The sequence below is a fragment of the Streptosporangium sp. LJ11 genome (assembly GCF_051918945.1).
Taxonomy (GTDB): Bacteria; Actinomycetota; Actinomycetes; order Streptosporangiales; family Streptosporangiaceae; genus Streptosporangium.
Map to the genome: position 1 here is coordinate 218,416 of NZ_JBPXMB010000003.1, position 19,455 is coordinate 237,870.

Genomic DNA, 19,455 nt, shown 5'->3' on the forward strand with positions numbered 1-19,455 from the left:
GACCCCCTCCCGGCTCCCGGGAACCGGGGGAGGCGGTCACGTCTGCTCCTCGATCACGGCCAGCACGGCCCCCGCCTCGACCTGGCGGCCCGGCGTCACGTTCACCGCCGCCACCGTGCCCGGCGCGGGCGCGGCGATCCGGTGCTCCATCTTCATGGCCTCGAGCACCACGACCACCTGCCCCGCCCCGACGGTCTCGCCGGCCTTGACGTCGACCCGCAGCACCGTACCGGGCATGGGCGCCACCAGGGAGCCGGGCAGCACGTGTTCCACCGGTTCCGGCAGGCGGGGCAGCGGGGTGAGCCGTACGGAACCGAGGGGGGAGTCCACGTGCGTCACGTCGTCGTAGCGGGCGACGGCGAACCGGTGCCGCACGCCCGAGGTCTCCAGCACCACGAGCGAGGGCGTCGCACCGACCAGGACCGTATCGGGAAACCCCTCCGCCCGCAGGCCGTCCCTGGTGATCCGGTACGAGATCTCGGCCTCCGCGAAGGCGGCGCGCTGCGGCTGCGACACCACGTTGCGCCACCCGCTCGGCAGTCCCGCCTGCACGGTCGCCGCCGCCCGGTTGGCCGCCGCCCCCGCGAGCGCGGCGGCGAGGGCGGACAGGCGCGCGAGCTCCGGCCGTTCCCGGCCGGGCGCGGGGGACCCGGTGAGCCCGTGCTCCTCCAGGAAACCGGTGTGGGTGTCCCCGGCCAGGAACGCCGGGTGGCGCAGGACCTCGACCAGCAGGTCCCGGTTGGTGACGAGGCCGTGGATCCTCGCGCCCGCCAGCGCGGCGGCCAGCCTGCGCACGGCGTCGGGGCGGCTCGCGCCGTACGAGACGACCTTGGCGAGCATCGGGTCGTAGTGGACGCCGATCTCCGAGCCGTCCTCGACGCCGGAGTCCAGCCGCAGCCCGTGGCGCCCGCCGGGTACGGGCGCGAAGCGGGCGTCCACCCCGGGAACCTCGAAGCGGTGCAGGACGCCGCTCTGCGGAAGCCAGTCGCGGGCCGGGTCCTCGGCGTACAGGCGCACCTCGACGGCGTGCCCGGACGGTTCGGGCGGCGACGCGGGGAGCCGGGCGCCCTCGGCGATCCGCAGCTGCCACTCGACGAGGTCGACGCCGTGGACGCACTCGGTCACCGGGTGCTCCACCTGCAGGCGGGTGTTCATCTCCAGGAAGGCGACCGTCTCGTCCCTGACGAGGAACTCGACGGTCCCGGCGCCGACGTAGCCGATGGCCCGCGCGGCGGTGACCGCCGCGTCGAGGAGCCGCGCCCGCATCGCGGGGGAGATCGCCGGGGACGGGGTCTCCTCGACCACCTTCTGGTGCCGCCGCTGGATCGAGCACTCCCGCTCGCCCAGCGCCCACACCGTCCCGTGCCCGTCGGCCAGGATCTGCACCTCGATGTGCCGGGCGCCCTCCAGCAGGGGCTCGACGAACACCGTGCCGTCCCCGAACGCCGACGCCGCCTCCCGGCGCGCCGACTCGACCGCCTCGGGCAGGTCGTCGGTGAGCCGCACGACGCGCATCCCGCGCCCGCCGCCACCGGCCGACGCCTTCACCAGCAGGGGTACGGCCCATCCGGAGGCCGTCCCGCCCATCCGGGTGAACACGGCGTCCAGGTCGCCTTCCAGGTCGTCCGCCGAGTAGCCGGGTCCCGCGACGAAACCCGGCAGCACCGGGACCCCGGCCCCGGCCATCAGCGCCTTGGCCTCGATCTTGGAGCCCATCGCGGCGACGGCCCCGGCCGGAGGGCCGACCCAGGTCAGCCCGGCCTCCGGTACGGCCCGCGCGAAGGCGGCGTTCTCCGACAGGAAGCCGTACCCGGGATGGACCGCGTCGGCGCCCGACGCGCGGGCCGCTTCGATGACCTTCTCCACCGACAGGTAGGTGTCGGCGGGCCTGACCCCGCCCAGCCGTACGGCGTGGTCGGCCTCGGCCACGTGCGGCGCGTCCGCGTCGGCGTCGGAGAAGACCGCGACGGTCTCGATGCCGAGGTCGCGGCAGGTACGGAAGACGCGGCGGGCGATCTCACCCCGGTTGGCGACGAGCAGGCGGCGGATCGGCGGGACGGGCATGGTCATGGGCATGGGCATGGTCACATCCGGAAGACGCCGAAGCCCGAGGGCCGCGGGGCGGTGTCGTTGTCGAAGGCGGCTTTGTCGACGGTGTCGCCGACGGCGGACAGGCACAGGCCCAGGACCGTCCGGGTGTCGCGGGGGTCGATCACGCCGTCGTCGTAGAGGCGGCCGGACAGGAAGAACGGCAGCGACTCGGCCTCGATCTGGGCCTCGACCAGCTGCCGCATCGCCGCGTCGCCCTCCTCGTCGTAGACCTGGCCGCGCGCCTGGGCGGCGGCCCGGCCGACGATGGACAGCACCCCGGCGAGCTGGGCTGGCCCCATCACGGCCGACTTGGCGCTGGGCCAGGTGAACAGGAATCGGGGGTCGTAGGCCCTGCCGCACATCCCGTAGTTGCCCGCCCCGTACGAGGCGCCCATGACGATCGTGATGTGCGGGACGGACGAGTTGGACACCGCGTTGATCATCATGGCGCCGTGCTTGATGATGCCGCCCTGCTCGTAGTCCTTGCCGACCATGTAGCCGGTGGTGTTCTGCAGGAAGACCAGCGGGACGCGGACCTGGTTGGCGAGCTGGATGAACTGCGCCGCCTTCTGCGCCTCCTCGCTGAACAGCACGCCCCGGGCGTTGGCCAGGATCCCGATCGGATGGCCGTGCAGGCGGGCCCACCCGGTCACCAGGCTCCCGCCGTACAGGGGCTTGAACTCGTCGAACTCGCTGCCGTCCACCACCCGCGCGATCACCTCGCGCGGGTCGAACGGGATCTTCAGGTCCTCCGGCACGATGCCCAGCAGCTCGTCCTCGTCGTACAGCGGCTCGCGCACGGCGCCGGGGGAGACGCCGGACCCGCGCCGGTTCAGGCCCCTGACGATCCGCCGCCCGATCCGCAGCGCGTCGTGCTCGTCGGCGGCGAGGTAGTCGGCCAGGCCGCTGACACGCGCGTGCATCTCGGCACCACCCAGCGACTCGTCGTCGGCCTCCTCCCCGGTGGCCATCTTGACCAGCGGCGGCCCGCCGAGAAAGACCTTCGCGCGCTCCTTGACCATGACCACGTGGTCGCTCATCCCCGGCACGTACGCCCCACCGGCCGTGGAGTTGCCGAAGACCAGGGCGATCGTGGGGATCCCGGCCGCCGACAGGCGGGTCAGGTCGCGGAAGATCCGGCCGCCGGGGATGAAGATCTCCTTCTGGGTCGGCAGGTCGGCCCCGCCCGACTCCACCAGGTTGATCAGCGGCAGCCGGTTCTCGAGGGCGATGTCGGCCGCCCTGAGCGTCTTGCGCATCGTCCACGGGTTGGACGAGCCGCCCCGCACGGTCGGGTCGTTGGCGACGAGCACGCACTCGACACCCTCGACCACCCCGATCCCGGTGACCACGCTCGCCCCGACGGGGAAGTCGCTGCCCCAGGCCGCCAGCGGCGAGAGCTCCAGGAACGCCGAGTCGGGATCGACGAGCAGCTCGATCCGCTCTCTGGCCAGGAGCTTGCCCCGCGCTCGGTGCCGGTCGACGTACTTCCCGCCGCCGCCCGCCACGGCCCTGGCGTGCTCGGCGTCGAGCTCGGCCAGCTTGGCGAGCATCGCCTCGCGCCGCGCCAGGTAGTCGTCACCGGAGGTGTCCAGGCGGCTCATGAACCCGCTCCCTTGGTTGACACGGACGTCACATCGACGATCCGGCTCGTCGGCGTCGGTGCTTGTGCTTGTGACGGCGACGACGGTGTTCGTACCGGCGCGGGGCCCCCCGCCGGAGCCGGTGTCAGGCCGATGGCCCGGGCCCAGAGCGTGGAGAGCGTCGCGACGGCGGTCCGCTCGTCGGCGTGTTCGCCGAGGTCCAGCCAGACGTGGGCGAAGTGCTCGACCATCCCGCCCAGCATCACGGCGGTCAGCCGGGGATCCAGCGACGGGTCGGCCAGCCCCTGCTCCTGCAGGCGCCGCAGCCCCTCCGCGCCCCTCCGCACGAAGACCTCGCGCAGCTCGAGCAGGAGGCCGCGGAAGCTCTCGTCGGTGACCGCGACCTGCTCCAGCATCCGTACCAGCCGGGAGTTGGCGGCCCACGCGCGCAGGTAGAGCAGGTTGGCGGCCTCGATGCGGGCGTACGGGTCGCCGGGGGCGGCCGGCCCGACCACGCTGGCGGTGAACATCTCGCCCACCACGGTCGCCGCCACCTCGCGGAACAGCTCCTCGCGCGAGCCGAAGTAGGTGTAGAAGGTGCCGTGCGAGACCCCGGCGCGGGCGCAGACGTCGTCGACGCGCACGGCGTCGTAGCCCCGCTCCTCGAACGCCTCCCGCCCCGCCTGGACGAGCGCCGCCCGGGTGCGCCGCCCCCGGCTGCCGAGGGTCTCAGACTTGACGATCACGTCAAGTACGGTAGCCCACAACCGGCGCCCCCGCCAGGGGCGTACCTCTCTCCGCCAGGCGTTCGGTGACCTCGCGGCGGCCGGGGAGGTGGGCCGGTGAGCTCGTACGCCGTCCTACGCGGGCTGTGGCTGTGACGGGAAGCGCGGCGCGAAGCTCTCCCGCGACCGCGCCATGACCGCCAGCAGGGCGTCGCGCTCGGCGGCGAGCTCCCCGGGGTCGGTGCCGTCGCGCTCGGCGCGCTGATGCAGCATGACCAGCTCGGTCGCGGCCTGCTGGTAGTCGGACATCGCGCGGCCCGCCCTGATCTTCCTGGCCCACCGGCGGGCCTGCCTTCGGGTGCCCAGCGAGCCGAGCATGCCGATGTCGTGCGGCGTGACCAGGCCGGTCGGCAGGTAGGCGGGCAGGTACACGCCCATCATGGCCGCCAGCCGCCGCCGCTCCCGTACGGTGACGACGACGAGCGCGCAGATGACGACCAGCTCCAGGAGGTAGACGGCCCCGAGGGCGGGCAGCGCCCCCAGCGTCGCGGACCCGTTCCACAGGCCGTGCAGGAGTACGGCGCCGAGGTAGCCCAGCGGGACGGCCAGGAAGGCGCCCCTGCGGCGCGCGGTGACCGCGTAGGCGACGCCGAGCCCGATCATCGAGGTGAAGAGGGGATGCCCGAGCGGCGAGACCAGCCCCCGCAGCACGAAGAGGTCCACCGCCCCCTGCGTGCCCGCCTCGGTGAACTCGGCGGAGTAGTAGATCATGTTCTCCACCGTGGCGAACCCCAGGCCGACCATGGACGCGTAGATGATGCCGTCGGTCGGGCCGTTGATCTCGCGCCTGCACCGCCAGATCAGCCACAGGAGCGCGGCGCCCTTGAGCGCCTCCTCGACCACGGGGGCCACCACCACCGTGGTGATGTCATCCGCCGCCTGCTCGCCCACCTCGAAGGCCCGCACCAGCACCGTCGTGCCGCCCAGCCCCAGGACGACGCCGAGGACCACCGCGATACCGGCTCCCCAGGCGAACGCGAAGAGCAGGTTCAGCCGGGGTTCGGGCTCCAGCCGGTCGAGCGCGAGCACGGCGGCGAGCAGGATCGGCAGCGGTGCCAGCCCCAGGGCGAACGAGACGCCGAAACCGGCGGTGCCCCCGTTCGCCAGGACGATGCCCATGGCGATCAGGACACAGATCCCGGAGACCGCCAGAGCGGCGATCAGCCCCCTGCCAGGCCGGGGCGGCAGAATCGGCGGTCGTCCGCCCTGCGCGGGGGGCACGGCCGCCTCGTTCGTGTCCATCGGTGTCGGTCTCCTCATGGTCGCCTCTGGTTGAAAAGCACCACAGTTCCGCAAACCGGTTGACACCTGCTTGACGTTCACAAAACGACCGGCCACCCGGCGGCCCGCCCCCGGTCCCGGTCGGCGGGTGGTGAGCCCCCGGCGACCGAGCGGCCGGTACGCCGTCCCCGGGGCGTCGTCCCCCGGGGGAGGGTTCACCTCGTCAGGGGGAGAGCAGCCGGGTGAGGCGGAGCGCCTCGCGGACCATCCGGCTCGACCCGCCGCGCGCGGCGATCGCGGCCAGGCCGGGAATCCGCGTGGTGTCGCCGGGGGGAGCGGTCCTGACACCGAGCGCGATGAGGTCGGCCAGGCCGCTGGGCGGCCGTTCCCCGTCGGCGGGCAGCACGTGCGGAAGGGCCGCCGCGACGGTCCGCCACACCTGCGCGCCCGCGCCCGCCCGTTCCGCCTCGGTCAGCGACGGGATGACGCGGCTCAGCGTCGCCATGTCGTTTCCGACCAGGCGGCCGAGCTGGTCTCCCAGGTCGGCGGCGGGCAGGTCGCCGGCCGCGGCGAGGACGAGGAGCAGGTCCAGGGCCGCCGTACGCTCGGCGGGGTCCGCGTTGTTCAGGTGGAAGGCCAGCATGGTCGCGAAGGCGGGGCCGAGGGGGCCGTCCGCCCGCGCGAGATCGTGGAGGATCGGCAGCCCGGGACTGTTCTCCGGCCAGTCCCAGTCGAAGAACGGCAGCACGTGGGCCGCGATGACCTCGCGATGGGAGGGCATGACCCCGGCCCACCAGCTCATGTACCCGCCGCGGTTGTGAACGTAGGTCTCGGGATCGCGGCACAGCGGGTCGACCAGGTCGAGCCCGGCCGGTGAGGCCGCGACGAACGAGGCCGCACGCGGGTTGGAGCAGTACAGCGGCTGCTCCCCCTCGTCGAACCAGCGGCGGGAGGCGCCCACGACGTAGCTGTACCGGACCGTCACCACGGGATCGGCCAGCCCCTCCCCGGACATCCATCGCGCCACGAGCCGCCCGGCTGAAGTGGTGAGCCCGGCGGCCCTCGCGGCGACCTCGGCGTCGACCCGCCGGGGGATCCGCAGCAACGCCTGCTGCAGGTCGGCGTCCGGCGGGTCCATACCCACGGCTTGCAGCCGTTCGAGACGGGCGAGGAGCTCGGCCGGGTCCACATGGCCGTCGGCGCTCGTCGGGGTGGCCAGCAGCACCGGCGGCAGGGCGTCCGCCCGCGCCGCGGTGACGAGCTCGGCCACCCGGCGCAGGGTCAGCACGTGCGGCACCGAGATATGGCCGAGCCCCGGAAAACGGGGCGCGGATGACGGCGCCGACGGAGAGGCGACGGCCTGCATGGCCGCCCACAGCCACGCCAGCGGGTTGTCGTTCTCGCTCCATCCCCATTCGCGGACCGGCACCGGAGTCAGGGCCGCCCGCACGGCCTCGCGGTCCCGGTGGGTGAGCTCGACCAGCCCTGCCATCAGCCGTTCGGTCTCCAGCCGGTCGAGCTGACTGTAGGGGTCGGCCGCGAGCCGGGCGAACTCCGCGCCGAGCTCGGCCGCCGTGGTGATGGGCGGCGGGAACTCGACTCGGGGGAGCCCCGGGACGACGAGGAGGGCGGGCCCCTCCTCCTCCTTCTCGCCGGGCCGCTCCCCGACGCCGAGGAGCGCTCGCAGATCGGCGGGCAGGGCGCCGGCCGCGTCGCGGAGCGGCGCCGGGTCCAGGTGCGCGGCGTGCTTGACGGCGAGCCGAACGGCGCGTTCCTGCACGTCGGAGGCCTCGTGAGCGAAGGCCGTCGCCAGGGCCGCGGCCGCCGCCTCGGCGTACTCGGGCGCCGGCCGCACGGACCGGTCGATCCAGGAGAGGGCGGCGCGCACGAGCTTCTTCTCCGGCCGGTACATCAGCGCCTCGACGGCCTCGGCGAAGTCACCGGGCGGTATGCCGGGCAGCTCGCGCAGGTGACCCAGGGCGAGCTCGGCGACCGTGCCGGGCGCGGACGGCAGCAGCCGCAGGTAGTCGCGGGCCCGGGACCCGACCTCGGCGGGGGTGGGTTCGAGCGCCTGGTGCAGGCGGACGAAGAAGCGCAGCTCCAGCGCGGTGCCGCCGCGCAGGAACCGGCCGACGCACCCGTCCAGCAGCATCGCGCGGTCGACCCGGCCGCCGGCGGCCAGCGTGCGAAGCCCGCCCAGCCAGGTGTGGCCGGAGGTGGGGTCACCGTCCCACTGCAGGGCCTCGCCGACTCCCTGGGCGTGAAAGATCCGCGGCAGGAGCGCGTCCAGCAGCGGGTCGGCGGCCAGCACCTCGGCCACCCGCCCGCGGCCGAGCGCCGCCGACACCCAGCCCACGACGAAGCCGTCGTCGGCCGGCGGCTCGATACCCGTCCGGTGGATCAGGGACGCGGTCAGCTCGTAACTCGGGTCGCTCCCGCGGAGCTTCTCCGCCAGCCGCGCCGCCAGCTCGGCCTGCCACGCGTGCGGGCGGGCGCCGACCAGGCCGAGCAGCCGATCGGTGTCGTCCACCGTCTCGCGGGAGCCGACCAGGCCGCGCCGGGTGAGCCAGGACGCGACGGAGGCCGCGGCGGCGATCGTGCCGGCGCCCGCCGCGCGCAGCGCCTCGGCCCGCTCCCCGGCGCCGCGCCAGGGGTCGAGATAGAGCCGGATCTCCTTGAGATGCCCCGGCAGCCGCTTGGCGACCTCGCGCCTGGCGGCGTCGTCCAGGGTCACGACCAGCTTCGCGACGCCGTCGGCGTCGCTCTTGTCGATCAGGTCGCGTACGTCGTCCCACGCGCTCACGTCCGGGCTCCCCTCATGATCTGTACGGCGAGCACGTGCTTGCACGGTCCTCGTCGCCCTTGGTGCCTGGCCCACCACGGGCAGGTACAGGCGGTGCCGCGTACCTCGCGTACCTGGTCGCCGGAGGTCACCAGGGCCCGGCCGGGCCCGTCGAGCCGTACCGCCCCGCCGCCGGCCAGCTCGCGGGCGGCCCTGGCGCGCGGGTTCATCGCGGCGACCCTGTCGCGGTCGTAGGGCAGCTCGCGGTGGAAGTAACCGGCCTCGGCGGTGTCGTAGCCCACCCGGCCGGCCGCGCCGAGCTGGGTCAGCGCGGCCCGCACCCGGGACGCGTCGAGACCGGAGCGCTCGGCGAGCAGGTCGGGCTCCACTCTCGGCTCGAAGGCGAGCAGCGCGCCGACCAGGTCGGCGCCGACGCGGGCCAGCGCCTCGCGCAGCGGGCCGTTGACGTCGACGTTGGTGGTGCCCAGGTCGACCACCTCTCCGTCGAGGGCGCGTTCCAGCACGTCGAGGCGGGCGTAGACGCCGCCGCAGGCGGAGAACGACTCGAAGCGGAGCCGGTCGCCGTTGCAGGTCACCACCGGGTCGCGGGAGAAGGTCGGGACCGGGCGGTCGTAACGGGCCTGCGCCACGTTCGCGACGGCGAGCAGCCCGGCCGCGGCCGGGGCGGCCTCGGTCAGCAGGCCGCTGAAGAACCGGGGACGGCTCAGCGGGCCGCGTACCGTACGTCCGCCCGAGGTGGACAGGGCCAGCCGCCCGGCGGTGAGCGTGGAGGGTCCGGCGTACGCGTACGCCTGCACCGCATTGGTCATGATCGGGACCGTAGCCGTGATCGCCGACATTTCTCACAACGGAGACCGGTTTTGCCCGTAGCGAATCAGCGCCCGGCGGCGAAGGCCGCCGGCCGTTCGCCTCCGCGGGCTCAGAGGTGCGCCGAGCATTCCCCGGCGTGGAGGGCGACCCTCTTTTGAACGCGTTCAGCGCACTGTACTACGGTGGTCTCACACGTTCTGGGGAGTCCGATGAAGATAGTGATACCCGGAGGAAGCGGTCAGGTGGGCGCGATCCTGGATCGTGCGCTGACGGCCGCGAGGCATGACGTCGTGGTGCTGACCAGGCGGCCGGTGCGTGAGCGTGAGGTCCGCTGGGACGGGGAGACCGTGGGACCCTGGGCACGGGAGATCGACGGTAGCGACATCGTGGTCAACCTGGCCGGGCGCAGCGTCAACTGCCGTTACACCGCCGCCAACCTGAGGGCCATGATGGACTCGCGCGTGCGCTCCACCCGGGTCGTGGGCGAGGCGATCGCGGCCGCCGCGCGGCCTCCCCGGGTCTGGTTGCAGATGAGCACCGCCACCGTCTACGCCCACCGCTTCGACGCGCCCAACGACGAGGCGACCGGCGTGCTCGGCGGCACCGAACCCGGCGTCCCCGGCTACTGGGCCCGCAGCGTCGAGATCGCGAAGGAGTGGGAGCGGGCGCAGGAGCGAGCCGAGATCCCGCACACGCGCAAGGTCGCCCTGCGCGCCGCCATGGTGATGAGTCCCGATCGCGGCGGCGTCTTCGACGTCCTGCTGCGGATGGCGCGGCTCGGCCTCGGCGGCCCGATCGCGGGCGGCGCGCAGTACGTGTCCTGGATCCACGATCGCGACTTCGTCCGCGCCGTCGAGTTCCTGGCCGGCCGGGACGACCTCGCCGGGCCGGTGAACCTCGCCGCCCCCGATCCTCTGCCGCAGCGTACGTTCATGCGCGTGCTGCGCGCCGCGTGGGGTGTTCGGATCGGCCTGCCCGCGACGAGGTGGATGGCCGAGCTCGGCGCGTTCGCGCTGCGCTCGGACACCGAACTCCTGCTGAAGAGCCGCCGGGTCGTCCCCGGCCGCCTGCTCGAAGCGGGTTTCGCCTTCGACCACGCCCGCTGGCCGGAGGCCGCCGGCGACCTCGTACGGCGCGTGCGCGACGGGTCCGGCGTCACCGGGTGAGCCTTCCGGGGCTCCCGCGTTCCACGATTCGACGGCCGCCCGGAGCCCGGTGGCCACGGACCCGGCTGAACCATTCCTTTCCGGAGCCCCACTTCAGCGGAGGCGAGTGGTCTTCGGGCCCGACATCCTCGTTCATCGCGACGGACGGCCCGAAGCCGTCGTCGACGCGAAGTGTCGGACGCCGGACGGTGCTCCGCCGATGGGGCATCTGTTCCAGCCGGTCTCCTTTCGCGGCGCGGTCGGCCCGGTTCTTTCAGGGTGCTTACGTCCCTCTTTCGGGGTGCTTACGTCTTCACGCACCCACTCAACTTTGTGGCCGGCAACGCGCACGATGACGAGCGTCATGACCGACAGGAATGGAGTATCCCCATGCGTCAATCAGCTCTCTACCGGGCCACCGGGGCGGCCGGCCTCGTCTGCGCCGTGCTGTTGCTGGTCAACATCCTGCGCCGCGCGGGCGCGCTGCCGGAGACCGCGCTCACCCATGCCATCGCACCGTTCGGCGCGCTCGCCGGCCTCTTCGCGATCACCGGCCTCTACTTACTGATACGCGGTACGGCCGGCAGGCTCGGCCTCATCGGCTACCTGCTCAACTCGGCCGGCCTGGCCGGGGCGTTCGCGATCGAGTACACGCTGCACTTCGTCTTTCCGCTGCTGGGCAGGCCCACGATCGACGGGCTGCTGGCCGGGGGCACCGGACGGGCGTTCCTCGTCACCTCGGTCGTGCTGATCGCGGGAGTCCTGACCTTCAGCGTCGCGGCCCTGCGCTCGGGTGCCCTCCCGGCCGCCGCGATCGCGCTCTACGCCGCCGGCATGATCCCGGGCTCGCTCAGGAACCTGGTGCCCGTACCGGTCTATCTGGCCGGCCTGGTGATCGCGGCCGTGGGCATCGCGTGGATGTCCGCACGGCTCTGGACCGCCAGGGAGGAGACCGCCCCCCTCCAAGCCTCCGGCGTCTGACAGCGGTGGCGGCGTGGTTCGCGGCCCTGCGCGCGGCAGCGCCGCCGGGCGCCGGTCAGCGGAAGGAACGCCGGTAGGCGGCCGGGGTGGTGCTCAGCGCCTTGTGGAAACGGCGGCGCAGGTTGACCGCCGAGGACAGGCCGACGCGCCGGGCGATCGTCTCCACCGGAAGGTCGGTCTCCTCAAGCAGGGCGCGGGTGCCGGCGATGCGCCGGTCGAGCAGCCAGCGACCGGGGGAGATGCCGAGCTGCTCGGTGAAGTGGCGGCTGAGGGTGCGCGCCGACATCCCCGACCGGGCCGCCATGTCCTCCAGGGTCAGCGGCCGGTCGAGATTGGCGGTTATCCAGTCGAGGAGCGGGGCGAGGGAGTCGGGGACCGGCCCGGTCGTCGGCGGCGCGGGGTACTGACGCTGGCGGCCCTCCCGATGCGGGGCCGCCGACAGCTGCCGGCCGATCCGCATGGCGAGGGCCGCGCCGTGCTCGCGCCTGACCTGGTTGAGGCACAGGTCGACGGTGGTGGCCGTGGCGCCCGCCGTCGCGACGTCGCCGTGGTCGAGGTACAGGACGGTCGCGTCGGCGCGGACCCTCGGGTAGAGCCGTCCCAGCTCGTGGGTCAGCTCCCAGTGGGCCGCGGCGCCGCGGCCGTCCAGCAGGCCCAGGCTCGCCGGGACGTGGACGCCCGCGCAGATCCCGACGATCCGCGCGCCGCGGCCGTGGGCGGCCAGGACCGTCGCGCCGAGGTCGGCGGAGACGTCCGGCCCTGGGCACCAGCCCGCGATGAGGATCGTGTCGGCCTCCGTCAGGGCCTCCAGGCCGTCGTGGACGACGATGTCGGCGCCCAGCGTGGTCGGGATCGGGCCGGGCCGCTCGGCGCAGAGCCGGAAGTCGTAGTGCTGGGGGATGTCGGGACCGTGGTAGCCGAACACGGCGGACGCGCAGGTCACCGGGTACATCTCCTGTGTGGGGCCGACCAGGGCGACCACGCGATGCCTCATGGCAAGAATGTACCTAATAATGTCATTCAGGACGTCTGTGGGGATATGCGCTGATATCCAGAATGAGTGGTCATGGAGTTCGTCACATGACCGCGATTCTCGATCGTGAGGATGCCCCGAGCGTTCCGCCCGCGCTCTGGACCAGGGATTTCTCCTTCTATTTCGCCGCCCGGGTGGTGTCGCTGCTGGGCGACGCCATGATGCCGGTCGCGACGGCACTGGCGGTCGGCGCCGTCTACGGGGTCTCGGGCGTGGGGTACGTTCTCGCCGTCTGGACGGCGCCCTTCGTGCTGTTCGTTCTGTTCGGCGGGGTCTTCTCCGACCGGATCGGCGCACGCGCCATGATGGTCGGCGCGGACCTGGTGCGGATCGTCACCCAGGGCGCGCTCGCCGTCGCGTTCTTCACCGGCACCCCGTCGCTGTGGCTGCTGATAGTCGCCTCCGCGCTGTCCGGTACGGCCGCCGCGATGTTCCAGCCCGGCGTCAACGGCATGGTCCCGCTGGTCGCGAAGGACCCCCAGCGGGCCAACGGCACCCTCAAGATCGCTGACGCGGCCACCCAGCTCGGCGGCCCGGTCCTGGCCGGACTGCTGATGGCGCTGACCGGCGCGGGCGCCGTCTACGCCCTCGACGCGGCCACCTTCCTGGTCAGCGGCCTCTGCCTGGCCCTGATCAGGCTCGCCCCCGCCACCGGGGCCGGGGAGTCCTCGACGGTCCTGCTCGACCTGCGGCGCGGCTGGACGGAGTTCCGCTCCCGCAGCTGGATGTGGTCGGTGATCCTGGTCTGGGTCTTCTTCGGCATGTTCGTCTTCGGCCCCTACATCCCGCTCGGCTCCCGGCTGATCGGCGACCGCCTGGGCGAGGCCGCCTACGGCTGGGCGATGGCCGCCCTCGGCACCGGCACCGTGATCGGCGGCCTGGTCGCGATCCGCTTCCGCCCCGCCCGCCCCCTGGCCGCGGGCGCGGTCGCCCTGACCGGCTTCACCTGCATCCCGCTGTCGGTCGCCCTGGAGCTCCCGCTTCTCCCGCTGATGGCGGGACATCTGCTCGGCGGCGCCGCCTGGGCGTTCTGGTCGGTGATGTGGTCGACGAGCGTCCAGACGCAGGTGGCCCCGGACGTCCTCAACCGGGTGACCGCCTACGAGGTCGCCGGCTCGGTCTCGGGCGTCGCCGTGGGCCAGGCCCTCGTCGGCCCGGTCTCCTCGATCGTCGAACCCCGGGACCTGCTGTTCGTCTCGACCGGCGTCACCGCCGCCGTCTGCGCCGCGCTCCTGCTCATCCCGCCGATCCGCCGCCTGCGCCGGATCTGACGCACCGTCGACGCGAATTGCGAATTCGGTGCTATGCCCCACAGGCCGCACACTCGTAACGGAGACCGGTCCTGCCGCGACGGTCCTGCTCGTAGCGGATCAGCATCCGGCGGCACCGGCCGCAGTCGTCACCGAGTTGCCCGCTTCCCGGGGCTCCCGCGCCGGGGCGCCGCCGCTGGGCCCGGCGCGCGGCGCCGGCGAAGGCACGGTGCTCGGTGCGGAGCACGAGCCCCGGTTCCTTCCCGAGGAGAGATGCCGATGAGGACCGGACGACGTCGCCGATGATGGCACTGGATTCGAGGATGGGCAGACAGGGCCGGATGTTGACCCCCTCTCGCCGGGCCTGGAGGGCTTCGACGGACAGGTAGCCGTCCCGCTCCGGCTCCATCCAGATCGTCACCGCTTCCGAGCCGTCACCGTGGACGGAGGTGAGCTCGGGAAGGAGCAACGGCAGAGCGTGATGGGAACCGTGTGGCAGCCACATGTCGACCGTCGCGGCTCGTTTGATGTCGGCCCGCAGCCGTTCCACGAGGTCCTCATCAATGAGCTCGGTCATCCCGGTAGAGGCCGCCACCTGCCACGGCATCTGTGCCGCGGTGTCGACGAGGTGGGCGAAGAACGTCCACACCGGGTCACGAGAGGCGGCGGACCGGTGGTGCAGGGCGTCCAGCGCGCCGATCACCACGAGGTGGTCACGTGCCCGGCTGGCCGCCACGTTGAGCAGGCGGGCGCCCTCGCTGCCGGCGTGGCTCTCGGTGAACCAGCGGTTGAGCGGTGAGACGCCACGGCCGGTGTCGACGGTGTCGTAGATGACGATGTCTCTTTCGCCGCCCTGGAAGCGGTGGACCGTGGAGGCCGCCCAGTCCTCCAGGTGATCCTCTGGTAGAAGCGACTCCAGCAAACGGGCCTGTGCCCGCTACCTGCTCCGGCGACGAGCATGGAGAGCGCGGCCGTGGTCATGCTCGCCTCGTCGAGGACAACCACGTCGAAGCTGAGGTTTTTGAGGGTCTCCAGCGCGAGCTGGTGAGCGGTGGCGGCCACCACGGTGGCCTCCCGGCAGACCTGGCGCCGGACCTGCCTGAGCCTGCCGTCCAGCTCACGCAGGAGCGCCTGCAACTCGGCGATCTGTGTCTCCAACCGCAGCCGCTCGGTCTCCTCGGTTCGGTTCAGCTCCCGCTGCTTGAAAGCGTTGAGGTCTTTGCGACATTCACGCAGTCGACGGCCTTCCTCGACGCGGCGCCGGGCCAGGGGAGCTCCCCGGGTGGCGTCGACAGCGTGACCACGCTGCCGAACACCGACACGACCTCCACCTGAAACTGCTGATTCTCGATGATCAGCGTGGCTGATGCGCCCTCGGAGGCGCCGATCTCGCCCTGCGCCTCGAAACGCCTCAGACTGCCTCCTGGCACTGCCGCGCCCGCGACTGCGATCAGCGGGACATCGGTCTGGACCCGGCGGTTGGAGACGGCCGTCAATTCGTGACGAAGCGCGGCCGCCGCCTTTCTGGCCGATTCGGGCCACTTGGGCGACATGGGACCGGCGGGCGGCAGAGGCTCGTGCGCGGGCAGGCCGAGCGACATGGCCAGGCGGGTCGCCTCCGCGGCGGCCCGCTCCTCGACGGACTCCCGAGGGCGAGTCTGCACGGCAGGTGCAGGTGTCCATCCTCGCGGCACCCACATGCCGTCACGAAGATCGGCGAGGCAGTGGGTGGCGCAGATCTCCCAGAGTGCCCCGGAATCGATTCGCCGCAGTCCGGCCTGATGGATCGTGACGAGCAGGTCATCAGCCCCAATGGGCCCGTTTGCCAGTGCTCTCTGGATGACGGTGACCAGGTTCGGCTTAGGGCAACCGGCACATCCCGCACTTCCTCCTCATCGACGAGATTAACCGGGCCAACCTGGCGAAGGTCTTCGGCGAGCTGTACTTCCTGCTGGAATACCGCAACCGGTCGGTACGGCTCACCTATTCCGGCGATGACTTCGCATTGCCGCCGAACCTGTTCGTCATCGGCACGATGAACACCGTCGACCGCTCCATCGCACTCGTGGACGCCGCCATGCGCCGCCGCTTCGCCTTCGTCGAGCTCTCACCCCGGACCGAGCCGACCAGCGGTCTGCTCCGCCGATGGCTCGCGCGCGAGGAACGGGACACCGAGCCCGCCGACCTCCCCGACGCGCTCAACTTCCGCATCGCTGACCCGGACTTCAGGGTGGGGCCCTCCTACCTGATGAAGAAGAGTGTCTACCGCGAGGGCGGGCTCGAACGCACCTGGCGTACCAAGATCCTGCCGCTCCTGGAGGAACACCACTACGGGGAAGGTGTGAACATCGAGCAGCGCTACGGACTGAGCTCGCTGCGCCCAGCCCTCGCGCCCTCCACGGGGACCGGTGGGCTCGGCCCGTCATGACGGTCATCGAGCTCACCGAGTACGGCGCAGCAAGCTCGGTCCCGCTCGACGACGCGGCCGGCCGGGCACTCGCGACCTCGCGCCTGGGCGAGGCCGCTCCCGACCCGTACGGCCAAGGGCGGTGGCGGGTGAGGGCCGGGGGCAAGGTCGGTGTGGCCACGGTCGCCGTGCCCGGCGGTGAGGCGGTCACCGTGCGGATCACGCCCAAGGTGCCCATCGCCAGGCTCCTGTTCCTCCTCGGCTACAGCCTCAGCGCCAAGGGGTGGCGAAACGAGGAGGTGCAATTGGAGGAGGAGCCGGAGCTGCCCGCGCTCGCCCGTCTCTTCGAGCGGCAGGCGCAGACGGCCCTGCGTCAGGGATTGCTCCAGGGCTACCGCAACATCGAAGAGACTTCCCTCGTCGTACGTGGCCGTATCCGCGAGGCGAAGCAGATCCGCAGACATCACGGCAGGCTCATCGCACTGGAGATCGCCCACGACGAGTACACCTCCGACATCGCCGAGAACCAGCTCCTCCGTGCCGCCTGCGAACGGCTCTGTCGCCTGCCCGGCGGCATTCCCACCGACGTGCGCGGCAGGCTGTTGCGACTCCGCGTCCGGCTGGCCGACGTCACCGTGCTCGGACGCGGTCAGGAACTGCCCAGGTGGCGGCCTACCCGGCTCAACGCCCGCTACCGGAACGCCTTGCGGTTGGCCGAGCTCGTCCTGCGGGGGGCCTCCGTCGAGCACAGGCCCGGTGATGTCACCGTGAACGGCTTCCTCTTCGACATGCCCAGGGTTTTCGAGGACTTCGTCACCGTCGCCCTCCGCGAAGCGCTTGCCGACAGCGGTGGCCACTGCGTGCTCCAGGCCACCCATCACCTCGACGAACATCAGGCGATCCGGATGATTCCCGACTTCGTCTGGTACGCCGACGACAACAAGCCGCTCGCCGTGGCCGATGCCAAGTACAAGGCGGAGAAGCCAGAGGGTTTCCCGGACGCGGACCTCTACCAGATGCTCGCCTATTGCACGGCGCTTGGCCTACCGGAAGGTCACCTCGTCTACGCCAAGGGGAATGCCCCGCACGCGTCTCACCGCGTCCGGAATGCCCGCATCACCATTCACCAGCACGCACTCGAACTCGACCAGCCACCGGCCGGGCTGCTCGCCGAGGTGGAAGCTCTGGCTCGGCGACTCCTCGTGGTCGCGCCCGTGTAGCGGTCTCGCTAGTCGAACTCGCCGTCCTTGACGTCGTTGATGAAGGTATTCCATTGGCTCTGGGTGAATTTCAGGACGGGACCGGTGGGGTTCTTGGAGTCCCGTACGGCCTGGCCTCCGCCGGGGAGTGCCGCGACCTCGACGCAGTTCTGTCCCTCTGCCGAGCTGAGGGAGGCTTTGCGCCAGGTGAGATCGGACTGGGTATGATCCATGACTTTCTCCCTCACTTAAGGTTTTTGGCCAGATTTTCAATGTACGTCACTGACGCGTCCGCGCTCAGCGCGGATGCGCGGAGGTAGCCGTAGCTTTTCCGATAGTGAGCCACATCCTCCGGCTTCTCCAGAAAGAGATCACCGGCTGCGCCGACCTCCACATAGACGATGCTCGGATCCTCAGAGGTCTGGTAGTCGAGGATCGTGAACCCGCCGGTCATGGAGGTGTGCGCACCGACCGCATCCGGGAGCACCTGGATGCCGACGTTCCCGCGTTCGGCTACCCGGCACAGATTGTGGAGTTGGTCGCGCATGACGGCGATGCCGCCGACCTGCTTGCGGAGTGCGGCCTCGTCGATCACCGCCCAGAAGGTCGGTGGGTCCTCGCGGTCCAGGAGTCGTTGACGAGCCAGGCGTGCCTCGGTCAGACGTTCGTTGTCGCCGGTTCCCATCACCTGGCCGCCCCTGAAAACCGCCATGGCATAGTCGGCGGTTTGAAGCAGGCCGGGAATCAGTGTCGCCTCGAAGGTCTGGATCTCCGAGGCCTCCCATTCCAGGCCGACGAGTGCCCCACCCAGGATGTCCTTGAACTCCTCCTCCCACCATCCACGTCGGCGGCTCTCTCGTGCCAGGGTGATGATGGCCTGCCGTCTGGCTTCGTCCGTCACGCCGTAGACGTCGAGCAGGTCCATGACATCGTTGATGGTCGGGCGCCGCCACTCGTCCCGTTCTATCCGGGTCACTTTGCTGGGTTGCCACCCAAGCCGCCGTGCGGCCTCCTTGGAGTCGAGGCCGGCGGATTCGCGGAACTGACGCAAGGCATTGGAAAGACGCCTTCGCCTAACTGTTGGGCTGTATGCCATGTTTCATCTTCTCCCCTGCTTTTTACGGAAATTGGTACATAGCGCTTACTGGGCTTTGTTGATTTTGGGTATTGCCGTTCCGAGGTATTCGAGGCCATCATGAGGCTAGCCTTTCCGGTGACGGAGAGTGGGTGTTACGGCGCTGAAGGTTGATGCGATAGGCAGCTTGAGGAGTTTTAAGCCGGTTTATCTGGTAGGCGAGTAGCCAGAAAAAGCGTCAAATCTTCGCTTTCGCTGCATGTGTCGCTAATTGACATGCTTGCACCCGCCTGACGATTAGCCGGCAAGTAGCAGTGACGACACGAGCGTTGGCGTCCTCGGGCATGGTGACGCAACCACCAGCCCGAGGACTGGATCAGGAACTCGGAGCCCTCTGACCCATGAAGAACCCTAGCTTCATCCCTCCACCCCCTGTAAGAGACGACAAGAACAGCCGGGAGGCGTACTGGGATCTGCCCGCCGATCTTGAAGTGGTCGGCGCCGTGCGTCGGCTGGCGCGTGAAGCCCTTGTCGCCTGGGGCATCTCCGCCGTGGCGGAGGACGTGACCATGGTCGTGTCCGAGCTGGTGAGCAACGCGGTCGTGCACGGGAGGGCGCCGATCACGCTCTCGCTGCACCGGCACGGGCGAATCGTGTGCGGGGAGGTCACCGACCACAGCATCGTGTGGCCGAGCCCGCTTCTGGCAGGACCGGACTCAGAACACGGGCGCGGACTGGCGATCGTCGCGGCCTACGCCGACCGGTGGGGCGTCGAGTCCGCGCCGCAGGGCAAGACCGTCTGGTTCGTCTGCGTGGAGCCGGGATCCCGGTGAGCGGCCCGCTGTCCGTCCTGGACATGCCGGACGACGTGCGCGTCTGCGTACGCTGCGGCACCTGCATCGTCACTCTGGCCGCCGCCGTACGCGCGATCTGGGTCGACCTCGTGGACGACGCGATCCCGGCCGACGTCGTCGAGCGGATCACTGCGCCGGTCACCGACGTCTGGGTGGACGTGTTGTGCAACCCGTCGTGTCCACCGGGCGATCACGAGCCGTACCGTGACCGGCCGTGA

At 71.4% G+C, this 19,455-nt stretch carries 17 protein-coding genes and 2 pseudogenes; 7 read left to right on the top strand and 12 right to left on the bottom strand.

Annotated elements, in window-relative coordinates; all coding sequences use genetic code 11:
• Positions 1 to 36: 36 nt before the first annotated feature.
• The 6 genes from ACTOQ3_RS05685 to ACTOQ3_RS05710 form a co-directional block, all read right to left on the bottom strand.
• Complete coding sequence (locus ACTOQ3_RS05685) at positions 37 to 2,076, bottom strand: acetyl/propionyl/methylcrotonyl-CoA carboxylase subunit alpha (RefSeq protein ID WP_440082565.1); 2,040 nt, start codon at positions 2,074 to 2,076, stop codon at positions 37 to 39.
• A gap of 8 nt (positions 2,077 to 2,084) precedes the next feature.
• Positions 2,085 to 3,695, bottom strand: a complete 1,611-nt coding sequence (locus tag ACTOQ3_RS05690) for an acyl-CoA carboxylase subunit beta (RefSeq protein ID WP_440082354.1) — start codon at positions 3,693 to 3,695, stop codon at positions 2,085 to 2,087.
• Positions 3,692 to 4,420: a TetR/AcrR family transcriptional regulator gene (locus ACTOQ3_RS05695; protein ID WP_440082355.1), complete on the bottom strand. Its 729-nt coding sequence runs from the start codon at positions 4,418 to 4,420 to the stop codon at positions 3,692 to 3,694. The genes ACTOQ3_RS05690 and ACTOQ3_RS05695 overlap by 4 nt, the downstream gene beginning before the upstream one ends.
• 114 nt (positions 4,421 to 4,534) lie before the next feature.
• Positions 4,535 to 5,701, bottom strand: a complete 1,167-nt coding sequence (locus ACTOQ3_RS05700; protein WP_440082356.1) for a PrsW family intramembrane metalloprotease — start codon at positions 5,699 to 5,701, stop codon at positions 4,535 to 4,537.
• A 202-nt stretch (positions 5,702 to 5,903) separates the two neighbouring features.
• The gene (locus ACTOQ3_RS05705) at positions 5,904 to 8,483 is read right to left on the bottom strand and encodes a DUF7824 domain-containing protein (RefSeq protein ID WP_440082357.1); all 2,580 of its coding nucleotides are present in this window, start codon (positions 8,481 to 8,483) and stop codon (positions 5,904 to 5,906) included.
• Complete coding sequence (locus tag ACTOQ3_RS05710) at positions 8,480 to 9,292, bottom strand: SWIM zinc finger family protein (RefSeq protein ID WP_440082358.1); 813 nt, start codon at positions 9,290 to 9,292, stop codon at positions 8,480 to 8,482. The genes ACTOQ3_RS05705 and ACTOQ3_RS05710 overlap by 4 nt, the downstream gene beginning before the upstream one ends.
• A 210-nt stretch (positions 9,293 to 9,502) precedes the next feature.
• On the opposite strand from ACTOQ3_RS05710, the gene ACTOQ3_RS05715 reads away from it, so the two are divergent.
• Entirely contained in the window at positions 9,503 to 10,459 is a 957-nt protein-coding gene (locus ACTOQ3_RS05715; protein WP_440082359.1) for an epimerase, read from the top strand.
• A gap of 369 nt (positions 10,460 to 10,828) precedes the next feature.
• Entirely contained in the window at positions 10,829 to 11,419 is a 591-nt protein-coding gene (locus tag ACTOQ3_RS05720; protein ID WP_440082360.1) for a hypothetical protein, read from the top strand.
• 55 nt (positions 11,420 to 11,474) lie between these two features.
• Here ACTOQ3_RS05720 and ACTOQ3_RS05725 read toward each other — a convergent pair whose 3' ends face one another.
• Entirely contained in the window at positions 11,475 to 12,413 is a 939-nt protein-coding gene (locus ACTOQ3_RS05725) for a GlxA family transcriptional regulator (protein WP_440082361.1), read from the bottom strand.
• A gap of 86 nt (positions 12,414 to 12,499) precedes the next feature.
• Here ACTOQ3_RS05725 and ACTOQ3_RS05730 point away from each other — a divergent pair, with 86 nt between their 5' ends.
• Positions 12,500 to 13,723, top strand: a complete 1,224-nt coding sequence (locus tag ACTOQ3_RS05730) for an MFS transporter (RefSeq protein ID WP_440082362.1) — start codon at positions 12,500 to 12,502, stop codon at positions 13,721 to 13,723.
• Positions 13,724 to 13,754: 31 nt separating this feature from the next.
• Here the strand turns inward: ACTOQ3_RS05730 and ACTOQ3_RS05735 are convergent.
• The 3 genes and pseudogenes from ACTOQ3_RS05735 to ACTOQ3_RS05745 form a co-directional block, all read right to left on the bottom strand.
• Positions 13,755 to 14,627 (bottom strand): annotated as a pseudogene (locus tag ACTOQ3_RS05735) (AAA domain-containing protein); the annotation flags it as partial.
• Positions 14,628 to 14,728: 101 nt separating this feature from the next.
• Positions 14,729 to 14,971, bottom strand: a pseudogene (locus ACTOQ3_RS05740) (hypothetical protein); the annotation flags it as partial.
• Positions 14,890 to 15,303, bottom strand: coding sequence for a hypothetical protein (locus ACTOQ3_RS05745; protein ID WP_440082571.1), 414 nt, complete (start codon positions 15,301 to 15,303; stop codon positions 14,890 to 14,892). The pseudogene ACTOQ3_RS05740 and the gene ACTOQ3_RS05745, both read right to left, overlap by 82 nt.
• 293 nt (positions 15,304 to 15,596) lie before the next feature.
• On the opposite strand from ACTOQ3_RS05745, the gene ACTOQ3_RS05750 reads away from it, so the two are divergent.
• Both ACTOQ3_RS05750 and ACTOQ3_RS05755 read left to right on the top strand, forming a co-directional pair.
• Positions 15,597 to 16,130: an AAA family ATPase gene (locus ACTOQ3_RS05750; RefSeq protein WP_440082566.1), complete on the top strand. Its 534-nt coding sequence runs from the start codon at positions 15,597 to 15,599 to the stop codon at positions 16,128 to 16,130.
• Positions 16,127 to 17,329, top strand: coding sequence for an McrC family protein (locus ACTOQ3_RS05755; protein ID WP_440082363.1), 1,203 nt, complete (start codon positions 16,127 to 16,129; stop codon positions 17,327 to 17,329). The genes ACTOQ3_RS05750 and ACTOQ3_RS05755 overlap by 4 nt, the downstream gene beginning before the upstream one ends.
• A gap of 8 nt (positions 17,330 to 17,337) precedes the next feature.
• On the opposite strand, the gene ACTOQ3_RS05760 is transcribed toward ACTOQ3_RS05755, so the two are convergent.
• Both ACTOQ3_RS05760 and ACTOQ3_RS05765 read right to left on the bottom strand, forming a co-directional pair.
• Positions 17,338 to 17,541 carry a DUF397 domain-containing protein gene (locus tag ACTOQ3_RS05760; RefSeq protein ID WP_440082364.1) on the bottom strand — a complete coding sequence of 68 codons (204 nt, stop codon included), beginning with the start codon at positions 17,539 to 17,541 and terminating at the stop codon, positions 17,338 to 17,340.
• A gap of 11 nt (positions 17,542 to 17,552) precedes the next feature.
• Positions 17,553 to 18,404 (bottom strand): helix-turn-helix domain-containing protein, encoded by an 852-nt coding sequence (locus ACTOQ3_RS05765; RefSeq protein WP_440082365.1) that lies wholly within the window; start codon positions 18,402 to 18,404, stop codon positions 17,553 to 17,555.
• A 380-nt stretch (positions 18,405 to 18,784) separates the two neighbouring features.
• Between ACTOQ3_RS05765 and ACTOQ3_RS05770 the strand changes: the two genes are divergently transcribed.
• Positions 18,785 to 19,216, top strand: a complete 432-nt coding sequence (locus ACTOQ3_RS05770; RefSeq protein ID WP_440082366.1) for an ATP-binding protein — start codon at positions 18,785 to 18,787, stop codon at positions 19,214 to 19,216.
• The gene (locus ACTOQ3_RS05775) at positions 19,213 to 19,455 is read left to right on the top strand and encodes a hypothetical protein (protein ID WP_440082367.1); all 243 of its coding nucleotides are present in this window, start codon (positions 19,213 to 19,215) and stop codon (positions 19,453 to 19,455) included. The genes ACTOQ3_RS05770 and ACTOQ3_RS05775 overlap by 4 nt, the downstream gene beginning before the upstream one ends.

What these genes read in the sequence shown, in the direction of transcription:
- ACTOQ3_RS05685 (WP_440082565.1), bottom strand. Translation starts at nt 2,076, where the DNA reads ATGCCCATGACCATGCCCGTCCCGCCGATCCGCCGCCTGCTCGTCGCC.
- ACTOQ3_RS05690 (WP_440082354.1), bottom strand. Translation starts at nt 3,695, where the DNA reads ATGAGCCGCCTGGACACCTCCGGTGACGACTACCTGGCGCGGCGCGAG.
- ACTOQ3_RS05700 (WP_440082356.1), bottom strand. Translation starts at nt 5,701, where the DNA reads ATGGACACGAACGAGGCGGCCGTGCCCCCCGCGCAGGGCGGACGACCG.
- ACTOQ3_RS05710 (WP_440082358.1), bottom strand. Translation starts at nt 9,292, where the DNA reads ATGACCAATGCGGTGCAGGCGTACGCGTACGCCGGACCCTCCACGCTC.
- ACTOQ3_RS05715 (WP_440082359.1), top strand. Translation starts at nt 9,503, where the DNA reads ATGAAGATAGTGATACCCGGAGGAAGCGGTCAGGTGGGCGCGATCCTG.
- ACTOQ3_RS05720 (WP_440082360.1), top strand. Translation starts at nt 10,829, where the DNA reads ATGCGTCAATCAGCTCTCTACCGGGCCACCGGGGCGGCCGGCCTCGTC.
- ACTOQ3_RS05725 (WP_440082361.1), bottom strand. Translation starts at nt 12,413, where the DNA reads ATGAGGCATCGCGTGGTCGCCCTGGTCGGCCCCACACAGGAGATGTAC.
- ACTOQ3_RS05730 (WP_440082362.1), top strand. Translation starts at nt 12,500, where the DNA reads ATGACCGCGATTCTCGATCGTGAGGATGCCCCGAGCGTTCCGCCCGCG.
- ACTOQ3_RS05745 (WP_440082571.1), bottom strand. Translation starts at nt 15,303, where the DNA reads ATGTCGCTCGGCCTGCCCGCGCACGAGCCTCTGCCGCCCGCCGGTCCC.
- ACTOQ3_RS05755 (WP_440082363.1), top strand. Translation starts at nt 16,127, where the DNA reads ATGACGGTCATCGAGCTCACCGAGTACGGCGCAGCAAGCTCGGTCCCG.
- ACTOQ3_RS05760 (WP_440082364.1), bottom strand. Translation starts at nt 17,541, where the DNA reads ATGGATCATACCCAGTCCGATCTCACCTGGCGCAAAGCCTCCCTCAGC.
- ACTOQ3_RS05765 (WP_440082365.1), bottom strand. Translation starts at nt 18,404, where the DNA reads ATGGCATACAGCCCAACAGTTAGGCGAAGGCGTCTTTCCAATGCCTTG.
- ACTOQ3_RS05770 (WP_440082366.1), top strand. Translation starts at nt 18,785, where the DNA reads ATGAAGAACCCTAGCTTCATCCCTCCACCCCCTGTAAGAGACGACAAG.